The 18,210-nt window shown below is 65.4% G+C and carries 14 protein-coding genes and 2 tRNA genes; 8 read left to right on the top strand and 8 right to left on the bottom strand.

Going from position 1 to position 18,210, the window contains the following annotated elements; all coding sequences use genetic code 11:
• Positions 1 to 10: 10 nt before the first annotated feature.
• From JC616_RS14840 to JC616_RS14855, 4 genes are all read right to left on the bottom strand, one after another.
• Positions 11 to 1,423, bottom strand: coding sequence for an efflux transporter outer membrane subunit (locus JC616_RS14840; RefSeq protein ID WP_227103941.1), 1,413 nt, complete (start codon positions 1,421 to 1,423; stop codon positions 11 to 13).
• Complete coding sequence (locus JC616_RS14845) at positions 1,416 to 4,550, bottom strand: efflux RND transporter permease subunit (protein WP_227103943.1); 3,135 nt, start codon at positions 4,548 to 4,550, stop codon at positions 1,416 to 1,418. The genes JC616_RS14840 and JC616_RS14845 overlap by 8 nt, the downstream gene beginning before the upstream one ends.
• A gap of 10 nt (positions 4,551 to 4,560) precedes the next feature.
• The gene (locus JC616_RS14850) at positions 4,561 to 5,703 is read right to left on the bottom strand and encodes an efflux RND transporter periplasmic adaptor subunit (RefSeq protein ID WP_227103945.1); all 1,143 of its coding nucleotides are present in this window, start codon (positions 5,701 to 5,703) and stop codon (positions 4,561 to 4,563) included.
• Between the two features lie 299 nt (positions 5,704 to 6,002).
• Complete coding sequence (locus tag JC616_RS14855; RefSeq protein WP_227103947.1) at positions 6,003 to 6,764, bottom strand: substrate-binding periplasmic protein; 762 nt, start codon at positions 6,762 to 6,764, stop codon at positions 6,003 to 6,005.
• A 345-nt stretch (positions 6,765 to 7,109) separates the two neighbouring features.
• On the opposite strand from JC616_RS14855, the gene JC616_RS14860 reads away from it, so the two are divergent.
• Positions 7,110 to 7,547 carry an acyl-CoA thioesterase gene (locus JC616_RS14860; RefSeq protein ID WP_227103949.1) on the top strand — a complete coding sequence of 146 codons (438 nt, stop codon included), beginning with the start codon at positions 7,110 to 7,112 and terminating at the stop codon, positions 7,545 to 7,547.
• Positions 7,548 to 7,603: 56 nt separating this feature from the next.
• On the opposite strand, the gene JC616_RS14865 is transcribed toward JC616_RS14860, so the two are convergent.
• The 3 genes from JC616_RS14865 to JC616_RS14875 all read right to left on the bottom strand — a co-directional run bounded on the left by JC616_RS14865 (position 7,604) and on the right by JC616_RS14875 (position 9,054).
• A tRNA-Ser gene (locus JC616_RS14865) sits at positions 7,604 to 7,694 on the bottom strand.
• Positions 7,695 to 7,767: 73 nt separating this feature from the next.
• Positions 7,768 to 7,858: transfer RNA gene (locus JC616_RS14870), tRNA-Ser, on the bottom strand.
• 62 nt (positions 7,859 to 7,920) lie between these two features.
• Positions 7,921 to 9,054, bottom strand: a complete 1,134-nt coding sequence (locus tag JC616_RS14875) for a GNAT family N-acetyltransferase (protein ID WP_227103951.1) — start codon at positions 9,052 to 9,054, stop codon at positions 7,921 to 7,923.
• 74 nt (positions 9,055 to 9,128) lie between these two features.
• Between JC616_RS14875 and JC616_RS14880 the strand changes: the two genes are divergently transcribed.
• The 5 genes from JC616_RS14880 to JC616_RS14900 all read left to right on the top strand — a co-directional run bounded on the left by JC616_RS14880 (position 9,129) and on the right by JC616_RS14900 (position 14,650).
• Positions 9,129 to 10,721, top strand: a complete 1,593-nt coding sequence (locus JC616_RS14880) for an NAD+ synthase (RefSeq protein ID WP_107800170.1) — start codon at positions 9,129 to 9,131, stop codon at positions 10,719 to 10,721.
• 129 nt (positions 10,722 to 10,850) lie between these two features.
• Entirely contained in the window at positions 10,851 to 11,957 is a 1,107-nt protein-coding gene (locus JC616_RS14885; RefSeq protein ID WP_227103953.1) for a hypothetical protein, read from the top strand.
• Between the two features lie 110 nt (positions 11,958 to 12,067).
• The gene (lolA, locus tag JC616_RS14890; protein WP_107800172.1) at positions 12,068 to 12,688 is read left to right on the top strand and encodes an outer membrane lipoprotein chaperone LolA; all 621 of its coding nucleotides are present in this window, start codon (positions 12,068 to 12,070) and stop codon (positions 12,686 to 12,688) included.
• Between the two features lie 291 nt (positions 12,689 to 12,979).
• Positions 12,980 to 13,639, top strand: coding sequence for a PadR family transcriptional regulator (locus JC616_RS14895; protein ID WP_227103955.1), 660 nt, complete (start codon positions 12,980 to 12,982; stop codon positions 13,637 to 13,639).
• Positions 13,640 to 13,843: 204 nt separating this feature from the next.
• A complete protein-coding gene (locus JC616_RS14900) occupies positions 13,844 to 14,650 on the top strand; it encodes a siderophore-interacting protein (protein WP_227103957.1) in 807 nt (268 codons plus the stop codon).
• 48 nt (positions 14,651 to 14,698) lie between these two features.
• On the opposite strand, the gene JC616_RS14905 is transcribed toward JC616_RS14900, so the two are convergent.
• A complete protein-coding gene (locus tag JC616_RS14905; protein ID WP_107800175.1) occupies positions 14,699 to 15,043 on the bottom strand; it encodes a fucose-binding lectin II in 345 nt (114 codons plus the stop codon).
• Positions 15,044 to 15,520: 477 nt separating this feature from the next.
• On the opposite strand from JC616_RS14905, the gene JC616_RS14910 reads away from it, so the two are divergent.
• Both JC616_RS14910 and JC616_RS14915 read left to right on the top strand, forming a co-directional pair.
• Positions 15,521 to 16,774 (top strand): aromatic amino acid transport family protein, encoded by a 1,254-nt coding sequence (locus tag JC616_RS14910; protein WP_107800176.1) that lies wholly within the window; start codon positions 15,521 to 15,523, stop codon positions 16,772 to 16,774.
• 21 nt (positions 16,775 to 16,795) lie between these two features.
• Complete coding sequence (locus JC616_RS14915) at positions 16,796 to 18,178, top strand: NAD(P)/FAD-dependent oxidoreductase (protein ID WP_227103959.1); 1,383 nt, start codon at positions 16,796 to 16,798, stop codon at positions 18,176 to 18,178.
• Positions 18,179 to 18,210 lie beyond the last annotated feature (32 nt).

Below are 18,210 nucleotides of genomic sequence, written 5' to 3' on the forward strand. Positions count from 1 at the left end.
ACGTTGCGGATCAGGACTTGGCCGGGGCTTCCCAGCCGCCGCCCAGCGCCTTGTACAGGCTCACCACGGCATTCAGTTGGTCCAGCTTGGCGCTCACCAGGCCCAGCTCCGCCTGGAAGCTGTTGCGTTGCGCGTCCAGCACGTCCAGATAGCTGGCGTAGCCGTTGTCGTAGCGCAGATTGGCCAGGCGCAGCGATTTGTTCAAGGCCTGGAACTGCGTGGTCTGCGCCGCCTGGATCTCCCGCGCCGCGCCGTAGCCGGACAGTGCGTCCAGCGCGTCCTTGAACGCGCTTTGCACCGTCTTCTGATACTGCGCCAGCGCCTGCTTCTGCCGCGCGCTGGCCGCGTCCACCGCGTAGCCGGTCTGGCCGAAGTTGAACACCGGCGCCGCCAGATTGCCGACAAAGCTCCAGGTCCGCGTCGGGCCGGTGAACAGGGTGTCCAGCGACAGGCTTTGCGAACCCAGCGCCCCGCTCAGGCTGATGCTGGGGAAGTAGGCCGCGCGCGCCACGCCGATGCGGGCGTTGGCGGCGACCAGCTGCTGCTCGCTGGCGGCGATGTCCGGCCGACGCTCCAGCAGGCTGGAGGACAGGCCGGCCGGCACTTCCGGCGGGGCGGACAGCGCGTCCAGGCTTTGGCCGCGCTGAATGCCGCCGGCCACCAGCTGCTTGGGCGAGTGGCCGAGCAGCACGCCCAGCGCGCTTTCGGTCTGCTCCAGCGCGCTGGCGATCTGCGGCACCTTGGCGCGGGCCGAGGCCGCCTCGGCCTCGGCCTGCTGCTGGTCCAGCTCCGAGATCAAGCCGCCCTTGAAGCGCTTGGTCTGCAGCTTCAGCGATTCCTCGCGGCTTTGCAGCGTGCGCTTGGCGATGTCCAGCTGGGCGTCGTAGGCGCGCAGCTGGAAATAGGTCTGCGCGGTTTGCGCGGCGATCGCCAGCTTCGAGCTGTCGCGGGCGAAACGGCTGGCGGCGAAGTCGGCGCGTGCCGCTTCATTGCCGCGGCGCAGCTTGCCCCACAGGTCCAGTTCCCAAGACGCGGTGAGCTTGGCGTTGCGCACGTCGCTGACCAGCGGCGCGCCCGGCGTGCTTGTCGTGCTGGAAGCGCGGCCGCGTTGATAACCGGCGTTGGCGTTCAGCGCCGGCAGCAGCTGGGCGCGGGCGATGCCGGCCTGGGCGGCGACTTCGTCGACGCGGGCGGAGGCGGCGGCCAGGTCCTGGTTGTGTTCCAGGGCTTGGGCGATCAACTGATCCAGCACCGGATCGTTGAACTGCTTCCACCAGTCCAGGGCGATGGCCGGGTTCTGGACCGCAATGTGGACCTGTCCGCTGTCCGGCAGCTCCAGTTTGGGGCGGCTGTAGTCGGGGCCGACCGCGCAAGCGCTCAGCGCCAGCGCCGCCAATGAGGGCATCAGCACGCGTTTAAGCATTGTCGGCCTCCTCCGCCGCAGCCGGCGCTTTGCGCCGCTCCGACGCCTGCATGATCAAGCGGAAAAACAGCGGCACGAAGAAAGTGGCGATAAAGGTGGCGGCCAGCATGCCGCCCACCACCGGCGTGCCCAGCGCGCGGCGGCTGGCGGAGCCCGCGCCGCTGGATATCACCAAGGGCACGCAGCCCAGGATGAAGGCCAGCGAAGTCATCACGATGGGACGGAAGCGCAACCGCGCCGCTTCCAGCGCGGCGTCCATAAGCGGCAAGCCCTGTTGGCGCTGCTGCACCGCGAACTCCACGATCAGGATGGCGTTCTTGGCGGCCAGGCCCACCAGGGTGACGACGCCGATCTGGAAATAGACGTTGTTGTCCTGATGGCCGATGACGGCGGCGAGCAAGGCGCCGAACAGCGCGAAGGGCACCGAGGTCACCACCGCCAGCGGCAGGCTCCAGCGTTCGTACTGCGCCGCCAGGATCAGGAAGACCATCAGGATGCCGAACAGGAAGGCGGTGGCGGCGGTGCCGCCGGCCAGTTTTTCCTGATAGGCGCTGCCGCTCCAGGCCAGCGCATAGTCGTTGCCCAACACTTGCCGGGTCACCTCTTCCAGCGCCTGGATCGCCTGGCCGGAACTGACGCCGGGCGCGGGCTGGGCCAGGATTTTGGCGGCGTTGAAGATGTTGAAGCGGTCCACCAGCTCCGGCCCGTAGCTGGATTTGACCTCCACCAGGCTGGACAGCGGCACCATCACGCCCTCGGCGGAGCGCACATAGATATTGGCGATGTCTTCCGGCCGCGCGCGGAAGTCCGCCTCGGACTGCAGCTGCACCTTGTAAGTGCGGCCGAACTTGTTGAAGTCGTTGACGTAGAGCTGGCCGAAAGTGGCTTGCAGGGTGTCGAACACTTGGTTGATGTCCACGCCCAGCGCCTTGGTCTTTTCGCGGTCCAGGTCCAGATACTTCTGCGGCACATTGGCGCGGAAGGTGGTGGCCACGCTGGCGAACTCCGGCCGCTGCCGCGCCGCGGCCAGCAGTTTTTCCGCCGCCTGGCTGAGCTTTTGCGCGCCCTGGTCGCCGCGGTCCTGCAAATAGGCTTCCAGGCCGCCGGTGGTGGACATGCCGATGATGGGCGCTGGATTGAAGGCGCTCATCACGCCGGCCTGCACGCTGCGGCCCAGGCGATTGAACTCGGCGGCCACGGAGAAGGAATCCTCGCCCTTGGCCTTGCGCTGGTCCCAGTCCTTGAGGGTGACGAAGCTGGTGCCGCGGTTGGTCTGCTTGGAGCCGGACAAGATGTCGAAACCGGTGAAGGTGGTGACGCTTTCCACATTGGGATTGGCCATCATCAGCCGGTCGAATTCCGCCGTGGCCTTGGCGGTGCGGGTCAGCGCGGCCGCGTCCGGCAAGGCGGTGTTGGCGAACAGCGTGCCCATGTCCTCATTGGGCACCAGCGAGCCCGGCACTTTCTGATACAGGCCGACGGTGGCGGCCAGAACGACGGCGATCAGGCCGAAGGCGACGCCGACACGGCGGTTGAGAAACAACACGCCCAGCACGTAGCGGCCGGTCAGGCGTTCGAAAGCGCGGTTGAACCACTGGAAAAAGCGCGGCGGCTGGTGATGGCCGGGCTTGAGCAGCAAGGCGCACAAGGCCGGGGTCAGCGTCAGCGCGACAATGCCGGAAATGATCACCGACATGGCGATGGTGACGGCGAACTGCTTGTACATCACCCCGGTCATGCCGCCCATGAAGGCCACCGGCAGGAAGACCGCGCACAAGACCAGCACGATGGCCACCAGCGCGCCGGACACCTCGCCCATCGCCAGCACCGCGGCTTCCTTGGCGCCGCAGCGGCGTTCGCTCATGATGCGTTCGACGTTTTCCAGCACCACGATGGCGTCGTCCACCACGATGCCGATGGCCAGCACCATGCCGAACAGGGTCAGCAGATTGATGGAGAAGCCCAAGAGCAGCATGCCGGCGAAGGTGCCGACCAGCGACACCGGCACCGCGATGCAGGGAATCAGCGTGGCGCGGAAATTCTGCAGGAACAAATACACCACCAGAAACACCAGCACGGTGGCTTCCAGCAGGGTTTCCACCACGCCGTCGATGGAGACTTTGACGAATTTGGTGGTGTCGAAGGGAATGGTGTAGTCCACGCCGGCCGGGAAGCGGACCTTGAGCTCCTCCATCTTGGCGGCGATGGCGGCGGACACCTTGAGCGCGTTGGCGCTGGGTTGCAGATAGGTGGTGATGCCCACGCTGGGCTTGCCGTTGCGGGTGCCGATCACATCGTAGTCGTTGCCGCCCATCTCCACTCGCGCCACATCCTTGACGCGGATCTTGGAGCCGTCCGGCATCGAGCGCACGATGATGTTCTCAAACTCCTTGGGTTCGCTGAGCCGGCCCTTGGCGTTGACGGTGTAGGTGAAGCTGATGGGCGCGCTGGTGGGCTGGGCGCCGATCTTGCCGGCGGCGAACTGAGCGTTCTGCTCGCGCACCGCCTTGGCCACGTCGGACGGGGTCAGGCCCAGCTGGGCCATGCGGTCCGGCCGCAGCCACAGCCGCATCGCGTAGTCGGTGCCGCCCATCATCGCCACGTCGCCCACGCCGGGAATGCGCTTGAGCTCGTCCATCACGTTGAGCAGGGCGAAATTGGACAGATAGTTGCGGTCGTACTGGCCGGTGGGCGAGCCGATGGAGATCACGCTGAGCACCGAGGTGGATTTCTTGCGCACGGTGACGCCCTGGCGCTGCACTTCGTCCGGCAGCTGTTTCATCGCCGCCTGCACCCGGTTGTTGACGTCGATGGTGGCCTGGTCCGGATCCGTGCCCACGGCGAAATAGACATTGAGGCTGAGCTGGCCGTTGGAGGCAGCGCTGGATTGCATGTAAAGCATGTTTTCCACGCCGTTGAGCTGCTGCTCCAAGGGCGCGGCCACGGTCTGGGCGATGGTTTCCGGCGTGGCGCCCGGATAGTTGGCCGACACCGACACCACGGCCGGAACGATCTGCGGGTACTGCTCCACCGGCAGCGCGCGCATCGCCGCCAGGCCGGCCAGCACAATGACGATGGACAGCACGCTGGCGAAAATGGGGCGGTTGATGAAGAAACGCGAAAACATGGCTAGCTCCTCACGCCTTGGCCGGCGCGGCGGCCACCGGCTTGACCACGGCGCCGGGGCGGGCCTGCATCAGGCCGTCCACAATCACCTTCTCTCCAGCCTTGAGGCCGGATTCGATCACCACCCGGCCGCCCACCTGAGCGCCCAGCTTGACCATTCTGGCCTGCACCTTGTTGTCCGCGCCCACCACCATCAGCTGATTGTCCGCCTGGGCCTGGACAACGGCCTGTTCCGGCACGGTCAGCACGTTCTTGCGCACGCCCAGATCCAGCATCACGCGCACGAATTGCCCGGGCAGCAGACGCTCGTCTTCATTGGGAAATTGCGCGCGCGCGCTGATGGTGCCGGTCTTGGGATCCACGCGGTTGTCGCGGAAATCCAGCTTGCCGCTTTGCGGAAAGACGCGGCCGTCCGCCAGACGGATCCGCACCGGATGGCGGCTGCCGTCTTCCGCGCTCACTTTGCCGGTGGACAGGCTGTGTTCGTAATTGAGGCTGTCCTGCTCGGAAATGGAGAAATTGACGTAGATGGGATTGAGCTGGGAAATGGTGGTCAGCGGCTCGGCGGCGTCCACGCGGATCAGGCTGCCTTCGGATTGCACCTGCTTGCTGGTCAGGCCCGGAATCGGCGCGGTGACGCGGGTGTAGTCCAGATTGAGCTGGGCTTCCTTGACCTTGGCGTCGGCGGACTGCTTAGCCGCCTTGACGGAGTTCAGCGCCGCCACCGCGTTGTCGTAATCCATTTTGGACACCGCCTGCTCCTGGTACAGCGGGCGGATGCGCGTCAGATCGGCGTCGGCTTTTTGCAGCGCGGCCAACTGCACCGCCTGCGCGCCCTTGGCCTGTTCCAGCTGCGCCTGATACGGCGCGGGGTCGATCTGGAACAGCGTCTGTCCCTGCTTCACCGGCTGGCCTTCCACATAAGTGCGCTTGAGCAGAATGCCCCCCACGCGGGCGCGCACCTCGATATCGCGATAACCGGCGGTTTCGCCCACCAGTTCCATGGTCATCGGCACATCGCCGGGCGCGGCGGTTTCCACAGTGACTTGCGGGACGGCGGCGGCCTTTTGCTGCGGCGAGCCGCAAGCGGTCAGCCAGACCGGCGCAGACAATAGCAGGGCAAGCGACAATAGCTGCCGCGACGGATAGCGCATTATTATTTCTCCATATGAGCGGGTATTCGGGAATGGCGGGCAAACCCAGGGCGCAAGCAAGCAGCCTTGTCGACAAAGACGCGGACGGTCCCGCGAGGCGCGGGCCGTGCCTTATTTAGGGATGGCTTAGCAGTGCCTTATTAAAACAGCCGCTTGTGAAGGGTGTTTTTTAAAAATCGGCGTTTTTGTAAATTGCGGGTAAATTCGCGGGAAAACGATGTGAAGAGTTGTGAATGCGAATCAAATGCGCGGCGTGGACGCCGCCGCGGCCGGCCTCCGGCTTGCCCGCCGCGCCGCCCTCATTTCGCCGGCGGCGCAGGCTGAAAGCGGCGAAGCATGCGCTCGTAACTGCCGTCGCCGCGCATGGCGCGCAGGCCGGCCTCGAACTGGTCCGCGTACGCCCTGCCCTTGGGCCGCGCCTTGGAGAAGGCCAGCCAGAAACCATCCTGGCTGATCCGCCCCGCCTGCCGGACCCGCCCGGCCGCGAACGGGTTGCCGCGGATGCGCAATTGTCCGGGGCGCGCGTTCATCAACACATAGTCCACGCGCCGGGCCAACAGCATGCGAATCAGGTCCTCATCGGAATGAGCCACCGATTTGACGATCTTGGGATCGCGCATGAAAACGCTGGGATAGGTGTAATCCTGGGTGATGCCCACCCTGCGGCCGGCCAAATCGCGCAGGCCCAGCCCGGCTCCGCCGGCGGCGAGCGCGAAGATGGCCAGTTCTTCGGTGAACATCGGCGTTTGATGCCACCAGAATTGCTCGCGATTATCATCGGTAATGGTGGCGCTGAGGCAGCCGTCGGCGCGGCCGACGCGCGCCAGCATCAGGCAGCGCGCAAACGGCACCAGCACAAAGCGGACCTCGACGCCCCGGCGGCGGAACGCCTCGCGCGCCAGTTGCGGCGCCAGCCCCTGCGCGGCGCCGTCGGCGCCGCGCGCCGAATACGGCGGCCAATCGTCCTCCACGGCGATGAGCAGGGCCGGAGCCGCATCGGCCGCCTGCGCCGCAACGGCCAGCAGGCCCGCGCACAGGGCTCGTCGAAACCACGCTTGCATCTGAACCCTCCCGCCGAGAAGCCGCGAGCCGGAGATGGACAAACGCCGCGCGCGCCAATGCTTAATATCGACAACTTTACACTACAAACCGCGCATGAAGGCGCCTCGCCTGCGACGGGAATCGTGTCACGCCGCTGGACGGCGACGCGGCGTGGGTGCGCCATCCAAGCGGATCGCGCGGTTTTTCGATGCGCGGGGCCGCATAGAACAAGCGGCCGGCTTTCCGCGTCGCCGCTTGAGCCCAAGCGGGCTTGCGGCAAAGCGCTTGACCCCCGCGCGCGGGCAATGCCAAGATCATGAACCGCCCCGCCTTCACGCTAACCGCTGCCGCCCGAGGAGATTGGTTTGGAACCGTTTTGCCATCCGCTGGAAGTGCGCTGGTCCGACTGCGACGCTAACCAGCACGTCCGCCATACCGCCTACGCCGATTTCTGTACCCATGCCCGCATAGAATGGCTGCGCGGCCAAGGCTTTGGCTTTGAACAATTTCAGGCGCTGGGGTTCGGCCCGGTCATTTTCAAGGAGTGGACCGAGTATTTCAAGGAACTGCGGCTGAGCGAGCGCATTCACGTGCGCCTGGCCATCGCCGGCCTGAGCCAGGACGGCAAGCGCTTTTGCATCCGCCACGAGATTTACAAGGAGGACGACCGCCTGGCCGCGCGTCACGAAGTCAGCGGCTCCTGGATAGACCTGACGCTGCGCAAGCTGACCGCGCCGCCGCCGGAATTGAGCGCCATTTTCGCCTGGGCGGAGCGAACCGAGGATTTCCAGGCGCTGGATTGAGGCATGCCGGACGCGAAAAAGCCCTGACTATGCAGTCAGGGCTTTTTTGCTTGCTTTGGCGGAGAGGGGGGGATTCGAACCCCCGTTAGGGTATTACCCTAAACACGCTTTCCAGGCGTGCGACTTAAACCACTCATCCACCTCTCCGGAGGTGTCTTGCTTGTTTGCGCCGGTCGGGCCGGAGCAATAAAAAAACCGCCAGGGCAGTTTTTGTTGATTCTGGCGGAGAGGGGGGGATTCGAACCCCCGTTAGGGTATTACCCTAAACACGCTTTCCAGGCGTGCGACTTAAACCACTCATCCACCTCTCCAGAATCCCCGTGAAACAAGGCGCTTGGCGTTTCGTTCACAGAGGCTGCGCAGTATATAAGCCCTATTCATCCGGCGCAAGTGTTTTGTAAGCGGAATGAGAAAAAAGGGCGTCGACATACTCGCCCACCCCTTCCCGCTCGCGCCGCAACCAGCCGGCAATCGCCGCGCGGAAACGCGGATCGGCGATGTAATGGGCAGACCAGGTGCGCTCCGGCTCAAAGCCCCGCGCCAGCTTGTGCTCGCCCTGGGCGCCGCCCTCGAAGCATTGCAGGCCGGCGCGGATCGCGTACTCCAGGCCCTGGTAGTAACACAGTTCGAAATGCAGGCAGGGAATATCGGCCACCGCGCCCCAGTATCGCCCGTACAGCACGCCGTCCTGCACCAGGCACAGGCTGGCCGCCAGCGGCGCGCCGTCCCGCTCGGCGACGAACATCAGGCAATGCAAACCCAGCCGCTCCGCCAGCAGCGCGAAGAAGGCCGGATTCAGATAGGGCGCGGAACGGCGTTCCAGATAGGTCTGCCGGTAGCAACGGTAGAAAAACGCCCAGTCCTCGGCGGCGATGGCCTCCCCGCGCAATGTCCGCACGCTGACGCCGGCCTCGGCCACCTTGCGCCGCTCCTGACGGATCTTCTTGCGCTTGTCGCGGCTCAGCGTGGCCAGGAAGGCGTCGAAGTCGGCATAGCCGCGATTGCGCCAGTGGAACTGCACGCCTTCGCGCAGCAGCCAGCCGGCCTCGTCCAGGGCCTGCGCCTCCTCCCGCGCGGGAAACAGCACGTGGGCCGACGACAGGCCGTGCTCGTCCACCACTTGCTCCAGGCCGGCGATCAATTGCGGCCAGGCCGCCGCGTCGCCCAGCAGCCGCCGGCCGCCCACCGGGCTGAACGGCGAGGCCACCACCAGCTTGGGATAATAGTCCAGACCGGCGCGGGCATAGGCTTCCGCCCAGGCCCAGTCGAACACGTATTCGCCGCGCGGATGCCGCTTCAAATAGGCCGGCGCCAGCGCCTGCAAGCGGCCGTCCCGCTCCAGACCCAGCGGCAAGGGCAGCCAGCCGCTGGCCTCGCCCACGCAAGCCGCCCGCTCCAGCGCCTCCAGCCACGGCCGGCCCACAAACAGATTGCCGCCTTCCCCCAGGCCCGCCCATTGTTCCGCGCTCCAGGCGCCCACTCTCTCGTGCAATTGCAAGGACACCATGATTCCTCTCGGGCGTTTGCGCCGTCTATCAGGTAAAATTCCATCTATCTCGAAACATTCGGTTCCCTATCAAGATGCGTATCGCGCTCGCCCAGTTCAACCCCGTTGTCGGCGATATCCCCGGCAACACCCGCAAAATCCTCGACCTCGCCCACGCGGCCATCGCCCAGGGCGCGGACGTGCTGGTCACGCCGGAGCTGGCCTTGACCGGCTACAGCCCGGAAGACCTGCTGCTGCGCGACAGTTTCTACCGCGCCTGCAGCCAGGCGCTGGACGAACTGCTGGAATTGGACGGCATCACCCTGGTGGTGGGCCATCCGGCCCGGATGGGCGCGGATCGCTTCAACGCCGCCACCGTGCTGCGCGACGGCAACCGTCTGGGCCAGTATCACAAGATGCTGCTGCCCAACGATGAAGTGTTCGACGAATGCCGCTACTTCACCCCCGGTGCCGCGCCGCTGGTGTTCCAGCAGGGCGAGGCCAAGGTGGGCGTGCTGATCTGCGAGGACGTCTGGTCCGTCGACCCGGCCGCCGAGGCCGCCGACGCCGGCGCCGACGTGGTGGTGGTGCTCAACGCCTCGCCTTTCCATCGCAACAAGATTGAAACCCGCCACGACGTGGTGCGCTTCCGCGCCGAGGAAACCGGCCTGCCCTTCGCCTACGTCAATCTGACCGGAGGCCAGGACGAACTGGTGTTCGACGGCGCCTCCTTCGCCGTCAACCGCGCCGGCGAGGTGGTGGCCCAGGCCGCCGCCTATGACGACGAACTACTGATCGTCGATTTCGACGGCGGCGATCTGCTGCCCGGCGCCAAGGCGGCCCTGCCCGGCCCGCTGGAAAGCGTTTACCGCACCCTGGTGGCCGGCGTGCGCGACTACATCGGCAAAAACGGCTTCCCCGGCGCGCTGCTGGGCCTGTCCGGCGGCATAGACTCCGCGCTGACCCTGGCAGTGGCGGTGGACGCGCTGGGCGCGGACAAGGTGCACGCGGTGATGATGCCCTCGCGCTACACCGCGGACATCTCGGTGACCGATTCCCGCGACATGGTGCAGCGCCTGGGCGTGAAGTACGACGAGATCGAAATCTGGCCGATGTACGAAAGCTTCGTCCAGGCGCTGGCGCCCAGCTTCGCCGGCCTGGCCGAGGACACCACAGAGGAAAACCTGCAGGCCCGCATCCGCGGCACCCTGCTGATGGCGCTGTCCAACAAGAGCGGCAAGCTGGTGCTCACCACCGGCAACAAATCGGAAATGACCACCGGCTACTGCACCCTGTACGGCGACATGGCCGGCGGTTTCGCCGTGCTCAAGGACGTGGCCAAGACCCTGGTGTTCGAACTGTGCCGCTGGCGCAATCTGCAAGGCGAGATCATCCCGGAACGCATCATCACCCGGCCGCCGTCGGCGGAATTGCGCCCGGACCAGACCGACCAGGACAGCCTGCCGCCCTACGAGGTGCTGGACGCCATCATGGCGCGCTACGTGGAGGAAAACCTGTCCGCCGAGGCCATCATCGCCGAAGGCTACGCCGAGGCCGATGTGCGCCGCGTGGTGCGGCTGCTGAAGATCAACGAGTACAAACGCCGCCAGGCGCCGGTGGGCCCGCGCGTGACCCACCGCGGTTTCGGCAAGGACTGGCGCTACCCCATCACCAATAAATTCAGCTGATCCCCCAGCCGGGACCGCCCCGCCCCGGCCCCGCGCATGACATAGGCGATGCCGGATGCGTTAAACTGTCCGGCTCGCGCCGGACCGACCCCACCCGCCCGGCGCAGAATCTCGCTCAAGGAAACAATAATGCGTCTAAAAAAACTGGGACTATGCGCCGCGCTGTGCGGCATCGCGCTGCTGACCGGCTGCGTCTCGCCGATCGCCAACAAAAGCGCGGACCAGGCCGTCCGCAAGATCATGCTGCAAAACTGGAACAGCAAGGGCTACAACCTGGACGCCGACATCGGCTTCGATGAGCTGAGCGTCGCCGACGTCGACAAGGCCAAGGAAGACGGCAGCACGCTGGAACAGGCCGCCGCCTCCGCCGCCGATCAAATCGCCCGCAGCATGCGCCTCAACATCAAGGCCGCGCTGGACGTGCCGGGCGGCAAGCTGGAACTGATTCCGGCGCTGCGCCTGGAGCGCCGCAACCTGCTGACCAGCGTGCAACTGCCGCTGCAATTCCACGCCAAGGACCTGTCCTTGCTGGTGGACCCGTCCGCCGCCTATCTGTTCGTGCCGGAAATGCAAGCCTACGAAGGCAAGTTCCTGCGCGTGCGGCTGCCGCAGCGCGTGGCCGACAACTTCCCGCTGCAGGCCATGTACCAGGCGATGCCGAAACTGCTGGACGAAGCCTACGCCAAGGTGGACAAGCAGGCGTTCAGCTTCCAGCCGCTGGACTCGCGCGCCGCGGAACTGGGCGCGCGCTACCGGCTGCGCATCGCCATGAACCGCGCCCAGGAAAACCAGCTGGCTTCCCACATCATCGCCGGCCTGATCCAGGTCGCGCGCCAGGAAGCCGCGCGCAAGCCGCAGATCAAACCCGGTCCGCTGGGCAGCGAAAGCCTGCTGCAGATGATCGACAGCCTGATCAAGGCCTCCGAGGCCAATCCGCTGAACAGCAACACCGTCAGCGATCTTTACGTCAGCCGCGGCGGCGACCTGCTGGCCATCCGCCAGACCATACGCTTCAACAGCCCGGGCTTCCGCGGTCAGGCCCACGCCGACATCCGCTACAGCAACCAGGGCAAGCCGGTGTTCGCCTACCAGCCCGCCGAGGCCGACATCCTGGACCTGGAACGCCTGGACAAGCCGGAGTGGCTGAAATCGCTGGGCCTGGCGCTGCACGCGCTCAACCAGCCGCCGGCGGCCGACGAAGAGGCGACGGCCGCGGAAGAAACCGCCGCGCAATAATCGCTAACAAAACGGCGTCGCCGCCGACGCGCGCGCGGAAACCGCGCGCCGTCCCGGCGGTCCCATCTTGGTCACGCGGCCCGGGCCGCCCACCGCAAGGATTTCCCCGCATGAAGATGAAACTGATCTCAGCCGCAGTCGCCCTCTCCGCGCTGGCGCTGCCGGCCGCCTCCCACGCCGCCGCCATCGCCCAGCTCAAAGCCTTCGTCGCCGGCAACAAAACCCTGAGCGCCGACTTCAAGCAAGTGGTCAGCAACAAGAGCAAGCGCGAGGAAGCCAGCGGCCGGCTGGAAATCGCCCGTCCCGGCAAATTCCGCTGGGAGTACAGCAAGCCCTATGAACAATTGATCGTCGGCGACGGCAAGACGCTGTGGGTCTACGACAAGGATCTGGCGCAAGTCACCCGCAAGGCCCAGGGCGCGGCGCTGGGCTCCAGCCCGGCGGCCTTGCTGGCCGGCAACAACGCCATCGAGCGGAACTACCAGTTGCAGGAAGCCGGCAAAACCGGCGAAGTGGAATGGCTGTCCGCCAGCCCCAAGCAGGCCGATAACAGCTTCAGCGCCATCCGCATGGGCTTCAAGGCCAATATGCTGGTGGAAATGGAGCTGACCGACAGCTTCGGCAACCACACCAAGGTCAGCTTCAGCGCGCCGCAGCAGAACCCGCCGCTGCCCGCCTCCCGCTTCGCCTTCGTGCCGCCCAAGGGCGTGGACGTGGTCAGCGGCGACTAAGCCGCCCCGCCGCCCTCCAGCCGCCTCCGGGCGGCTTTTCTTTTAGAACCTGTTCAAAGTCGCTGCGCTTCAGCGCTACGGCCTTGAAAACGTCTTCGGAGCGCTCATGTGCTTCTTGCGCACTCCGCCTCCTCAGCCGCTTTCGCCTGGTCCCGCTCTTGCTCGCGAGGCGTGGACCGATGCGGGCATCGTGCCAAAAACGCCACAAATTCTCACCGCCCTTGCTGAGCCGGCTTGACTTTATCCTATCTAAAAACATATCTTAAGATATATTTTTTCAGGAGAGCCGTCATGCCTCACCGTCTCGACACCCTGCTGCGCCGCCTGGGCGGACGCAACGCGCATCATCGTCTCCACGCGATGGCCCGGCACGGCCACGGCGGCGGCCATGGCCGACACGGAGGATTCGGCGGCTTTGGCGGCGGCGACGACGAAAGCATGACCCGCGGCCGCAAATTCAGCTCCGACGAATTGCAGCTGCTGTTGCTGGCCCTGCTGGAAGAACGCCCCAGCCACGGCTACGAACTGATCAAGGCGCTGCAAAGCCGCAGCAACGGCTTTTACAGCCCCAGCCCGGGCATGGTTTACCCGGCGCTGACCTATCTGGAAGAACTGGGCCATATCTCGGTGAGCGAGGAAGGCAAGCGCAAATGCTATGCGCTGACAGAGACCGGCCGCGACTATCTGGAACAGAACCGCGAACAAGTGGAATGGATGATGGCGCGGCTGCAGCACATCGCGCGCAAGATGAACTCGATCCGCCGCGCGCTGACCGGGGAAATGCCGCCGCCGGACGACGCCGTCGGCAGCTGGATTCCGGAACTGACCCGGGCCCGCGGCGACTTGAAGCAAGCGCTGATGCGCACCGCCAACGTCGACGAGGACGAACAACGCCGCATCGCCGCCATCCTGAGGCAAGCCTGTGAGCAAATTCTGGGCGACACCGGCTAATAAGGTGCTGACGGCCAGTTACGCACCGGCGAGAGGGATTCAGCAAGGCCTTGAAACCCGCTTTGAAACGCTTATGCGCCGTACGCGCATTCCGCTTTCTCAGCCGCAAAGTCCCCCGCTCTTGCCCGCATGGCCGTAAACAGCGTCCAAGAAGCTGTTCACGCCCCCAAGCCGCCCAGCCATGACTTCAAGACAGGATTCTCTATGACCACACCCGATCTGACCGTGCAACGCCTGCGCCACCCGCTGCGCTTCCGCCTGCTGCAAGTGCGCGCCATCCGCCCGCTCGGCCCCAAGCTGCTCCGTGTCACCCTGGGCGGCGAGGAACTGGCGGGCTTCGCCACCGCCTCCTTCGACGACCACCTCAAAGTGTTCTTCCCCGAGCATCCGGACGCCAAACCCGCGCTGCCGGCGCTGGTGGACGAAACCCTGATTTATCCGGAAGGCCAGCCGCGCCCCACCGCGCGCGACTACACCCCCTGCCGCTTCGACCCGGAGCGGTTGGAGCTGGACCTGGAGTTCGTACTGCACGAGGCCGGCCCCGCCACCAGCTGGGCGGCTCAGGCCAAGCCCGGCCAATACCTGGGCATAGGCGGCCCGCGCGGCTCCTTGGTCATTCCGGCGGCTTTCGACTGGCACCTGCTGATCGGCGACGAGTCCGCCTTGCCGGCCATCCGCCGCCGCCTGGCCGAGCTGCCGCCCGCGGCCAAGGTCATCGCCCTGCTGCAAACCAGCGAGGCGGGTCAAAGCTGCGAACTGCCCGCCCATCCCAATGCCGACATCCGCTGGGTGCACCAAGGCGCCGACGCCGAGCCCGCGCTGCTCTCCGCGCTCAAGCCGCTGACGCTGCCGGCGGGCGAAGGCTTTGTCTGGGCCGCCGGCGAATACCACGCCATCCGCGCAGTGCGCCAATACCTGCGCGAGGAGCGCGGCATAGACAAGAGCCGCATCCGCGCCGCCAGCTACTGGCGGGAAGGCAAGGCCGCCAGCCACGAAACCCTGGAAGACTGACACGACAAAGCCCCCGAGATGGGGGCTTTGCTTATCCGTCGGACCCGCTTAACCCAGCGGCCAGTTCAATACCACGATGGAGTCGTTGTAGTCCTGGTCCGCGCCGTCTTCCGCGCCCACCAAGGCCAGGTTCAGACGATTGGCCAACACCACCTGGCTGGACACCAGGTCGGACTGCTTGCCGTTGACCGTCACCGCCACCCTCACCGCACCGGAACCGGAGTTGATCACCCGCGTGCCCAGATTGCGGTCGTCCACGCCACTGCCGCTGAACGTGGCGCGCGGCTCGTTGTCCACGTATACGGTGATGTTTTGCTGATAAGCCGCATTGGTCAACGCGGTCACGCCGAAGTTGATGCGCGGGGGAAGAGTGAATACGCCTTGCTGAGCCATCGTCGTTCTCCTGTAAGGGTTCAAACGCCAAACTTCTCAGAGCCTGTTTGAAGTCTCGCGAACTAGAGCGAGACAAGGCGTTGCGGCGGAAAAAGCGGCATGCACTCCTGGCACATGAGCGCCTCGAAACTGTTTTCAACGCCGTATCGCCGACGCGCAGCAGTCATTGAACAGGCTCCCAGGCCGGTTTCCGCGCGCCGACGCGCAGAAGAAGCCCTCCGTCTCAAGCTGCCACTGCCTCCATTACCGTAGGCAAGCGCGCCCGCGTATTCACCGGGCCCAAAGGTCAGGACAAATACAGACTATCCGAACCAGACCACGCTGAGCGGGCGCTCACAGCCCGGCATGCTATAGTTTGAAACCCTTTTGCAGCGCTTGCGCGGCCCGCTTCGGCTCCCTCTCCCACCCTCACAGATAGGACATTTGAGTTCAATAAAACAATAAATAATTAATATATTAAATTAAAAGGAAAAATGCATGTTAGATAACACCCGCCCACTTCCCGTCAATCAAAACCCGTCCACGGATTCCGGCCTGGAAGTTCACCCCATCGGCTCCCTGGAAACCATAGGCATCATCGTCGGCACCAATATCGGCGCCGGCGTGCTGGGCATTGCTTTCGCCGCCCGCAAAACGGGTTACCTGCCCTTGCTGGCCTGCCTGATCCTCACTTGCGTCATCTGCATCATCACCATGCTCTACACCGCCGAGGCCTGTTTGCGCACCCGCGGCAACCACCAACTCAGCGGCCTGGCTCAACGCTACCTGGGCGGCATCGGCGCTTGGCTGATTTTCATCGCCGTCGCCGCCAACAGCTATGGCGCGCTCACCGCTTATATGAGCGGCAGCGGCAACATCCTCGCCGATTTCTTCAATGAATACGGCCTAAGCCCGCAGCTGGGCAGCCTGTTGTTCTTCATTCCCTCCGCCTTGATTCTGTACCTGGGCCTGAAAGCCTTGGGCGCCGGCCAAAAACTGATCAGCGGCGCGATGATGACCATCGTCCTCGTCCTCATTTTCGCCACGATCTCCCATCCCTCGTCCAACGTCGCCTATCTGCTGCAAAGGGAATGGGAATACGTGATCCCGGTGTTCAATCTGGCGGTCTTCGTCTTTGGCGCGCAATTCCTGGTGCCGGAACTGGTGCGCGGCAATCAGCATCAAGCCCGTCAACTGCCGCGCCTGATCGTGGCCGGCATGCTGGCCACTTTGCTGCTGGTGGCGGCCATTCCCGCTTCGGTGATCGCACTGGTCGGCAACGACAACGTCAGCCAGGTGGCCACGCTCAACTGGGGGCGCGCCCTGGGCAATTGGGCGTATTACACCGCCAATATCTTCGCGCTGCTGGCCATGATGACCTCTTACTGGGGGCTGGGCGGCTGCCTGCTCACCAATATCTTCGACCATTTCCGTCTGGGTCCGGAAGGCCACCCCGTCAAACGCTGCCTGGTGCTGGCGGCGGTCGCGCTGCCGCCGTTTCTGTTCGCCTATTCCGGCGCCTCCAGCTTTGTCGGCGCGCTGTACTTCGCCGGCACCTTCGGCGGCGTGCTGATGGGCATCATGCCCATCATCCTGCTGAATCGGGCGCGCCGCCACGGCGAAACCGTTCCCGCCTTCCGCTGCGGTTGGTACGCCCATCCGCTGATCCAGGCCTTGATCGCGGCGACCTTCGCCGGCAGCGGCCTGTACGCCATCGCCGCCGCCATGGGCTGGCTGCCGGCTAGTTGGTAACACCCCCAAGAAAGCCCGCATATGAAACGTTCTCTCTGGCTGCAAGAAGTCTCCGCCGACCTGACCGACGGCAATGCATTGGACCGCGACTTGCACGTGGACATCGCCATCATCGGCGGCGGCTTCGTCGGCCTGTGGACTGCGCTGCAGATACTGGAAAAACGCCCGGCCACGCAAATCGCCATTGTCGAGCAGGATGTCTGCGGCGGCGGCGCTTCCGGCCGCAACGGCGGCTTCGTCATGTCCTGGTGGCCCAAGATCCGTTCTCTGAGCGCCATCTGCGGCCCGGGCGAGGCGCTGCGCCTGGTTCTGGCCTCAGAACAGGCCATCGACGATATCGACGCCTTTTGCCGCCGACACGCCATCGATGCCCACTTCCGCCGCGCCGGCTGGCTGTGGACCGCCACCACCCCGGCGCAGCACGGCGCCTGGCTTGACGTGCAGCAATTGGCGGAGCGCCTGGGGTACCCCACTTTCGTGCCGCTGCCGGCGGAGGAAGTCGCCCGCCGCAGCGGCTCGCCGCAACACCTGCAAGGCGTGATCGAGACCGGCAACGCCACCGTGCAGCCGGCCCGGCTGGCGCGCGGCCTGCGCCGCGTCGCGCTGGAAAACGGCGTGCGCATCTTCGAACACAGTCCGGTGCGGCGGATAGAACGCGGACAGCCGGCCCGGCTGATCACGCCGGGCGGCACGCTGAGCGCGGACAAAGTCGTGATCGCGAGCAATGCCTGGGCCGTTTCCGTCCCGGAGTTGGCGCGCAGCGTCCTGCCCGTCACCAGCACCCTGCTGGCTACGCCGCCCATTCCCGAGCGGCTGACGGAGATAGGCTGGACCGGCGGCGAGGCCATCACCGATTCGCAACTGCTGGTCGATTATTACCGCACCACCCGCGACCACCGCATCGTCTTTGGCAAGGGCACCGGTCGCTTTGGCTTCAACAGCCGCATCGACGCGGGCTTCGACGATGATCCAGCGCTGAACGCCTTGACCGAGAGCGACTTCCGCCGCGTCTACCCGACGCTGGCCGACGTGGCCGTTGAGCACAGCTGGTCCGGCCCCATAGACCGCAGCTACGACAGCCTGCCGCTATTCGGCCGCCTACCGGACGCGCCCCACCTCGTCTACGGCATAGGGTGGAGCGGCAATGGCGTAGGCCCCAGCCGCATCGGCGCGCAGATTCTCAGCAGCCTGGCGCTGGATCTGGACGATGCGTGGAGCCGCTGCCCGCTGGTGGGCCGCGCTGTGCGCCAATTCCCGCCGGAGCCTTTTCGTTATCTGGGCGGCAAGCTGGTCCGCGCCGCGGTGCTGCGCAAGGAAGCCGCTGAGGCCGAACGACGCCCCGCCGCCGGCCTGGACCGCCTGCTCAGCCGGCTGGCGCCAGCCGGCCTGGAGGATAAGGGCTAGACGCCCAAATAAAAACCGCAGCCTCCCTGGCT

This window comes from Chromobacterium rhizoryzae (assembly GCF_020544465.1).
Taxonomy (GTDB): domain Bacteria; phylum Pseudomonadota; class Gammaproteobacteria; order Burkholderiales; family Chromobacteriaceae; genus Chromobacterium.

Excerpts from the sequence above, each read along its gene's own strand:
- JC616_RS14840 (WP_227103941.1), bottom strand. The coding sequence starts at position 1,423 with ATGCTTAAACGCGTGCTGATGCCCTCATTGGCGGCGCTGGCGCTGAGC.
- JC616_RS14845 (WP_227103943.1), bottom strand. The coding sequence starts at position 4,550 with ATGTTTTCGCGTTTCTTCATCAACCGCCCCATTTTCGCCAGCGTGCTG.
- JC616_RS14850 (WP_227103945.1), bottom strand. The coding sequence starts at position 5,703 with ATGCGCTATCCGTCGCGGCAGCTATTGTCGCTTGCCCTGCTATTGTCT.
- JC616_RS14855 (WP_227103947.1), bottom strand. The coding sequence starts at position 6,764 with ATGCAAGCGTGGTTTCGACGAGCCCTGTGCGCGGGCCTGCTGGCCGTT.
- JC616_RS14875 (WP_227103951.1), bottom strand. The coding sequence starts at position 9,054 with ATGGTGTCCTTGCAATTGCACGAGAGAGTGGGCGCCTGGAGCGCGGAA.
- JC616_RS14880 (WP_107800170.1), top strand. The coding sequence starts at position 9,129 with ATGCGTATCGCGCTCGCCCAGTTCAACCCCGTTGTCGGCGATATCCCC.
- JC616_RS14885 (WP_227103953.1), top strand. The coding sequence starts at position 10,851 with ATGCGTCTAAAAAAACTGGGACTATGCGCCGCGCTGTGCGGCATCGCG.
- lolA (WP_107800172.1), top strand. The coding sequence starts at position 12,068 with ATGAAGATGAAACTGATCTCAGCCGCAGTCGCCCTCTCCGCGCTGGCG.
- JC616_RS14895 (WP_227103955.1), top strand. The coding sequence starts at position 12,980 with ATGCCTCACCGTCTCGACACCCTGCTGCGCCGCCTGGGCGGACGCAAC.
- JC616_RS14900 (WP_227103957.1), top strand. The coding sequence starts at position 13,844 with ATGACCACACCCGATCTGACCGTGCAACGCCTGCGCCACCCGCTGCGC.
- JC616_RS14905 (WP_107800175.1), bottom strand. The coding sequence starts at position 15,043 with ATGGCTCAGCAAGGCGTATTCACTCTTCCCCCGCGCATCAACTTCGGC.
- JC616_RS14910 (WP_107800176.1), top strand. The coding sequence starts at position 15,521 with ATGTTAGATAACACCCGCCCACTTCCCGTCAATCAAAACCCGTCCACG.
- JC616_RS14915 (WP_227103959.1), top strand. The coding sequence starts at position 16,796 with ATGAAACGTTCTCTCTGGCTGCAAGAAGTCTCCGCCGACCTGACCGAC.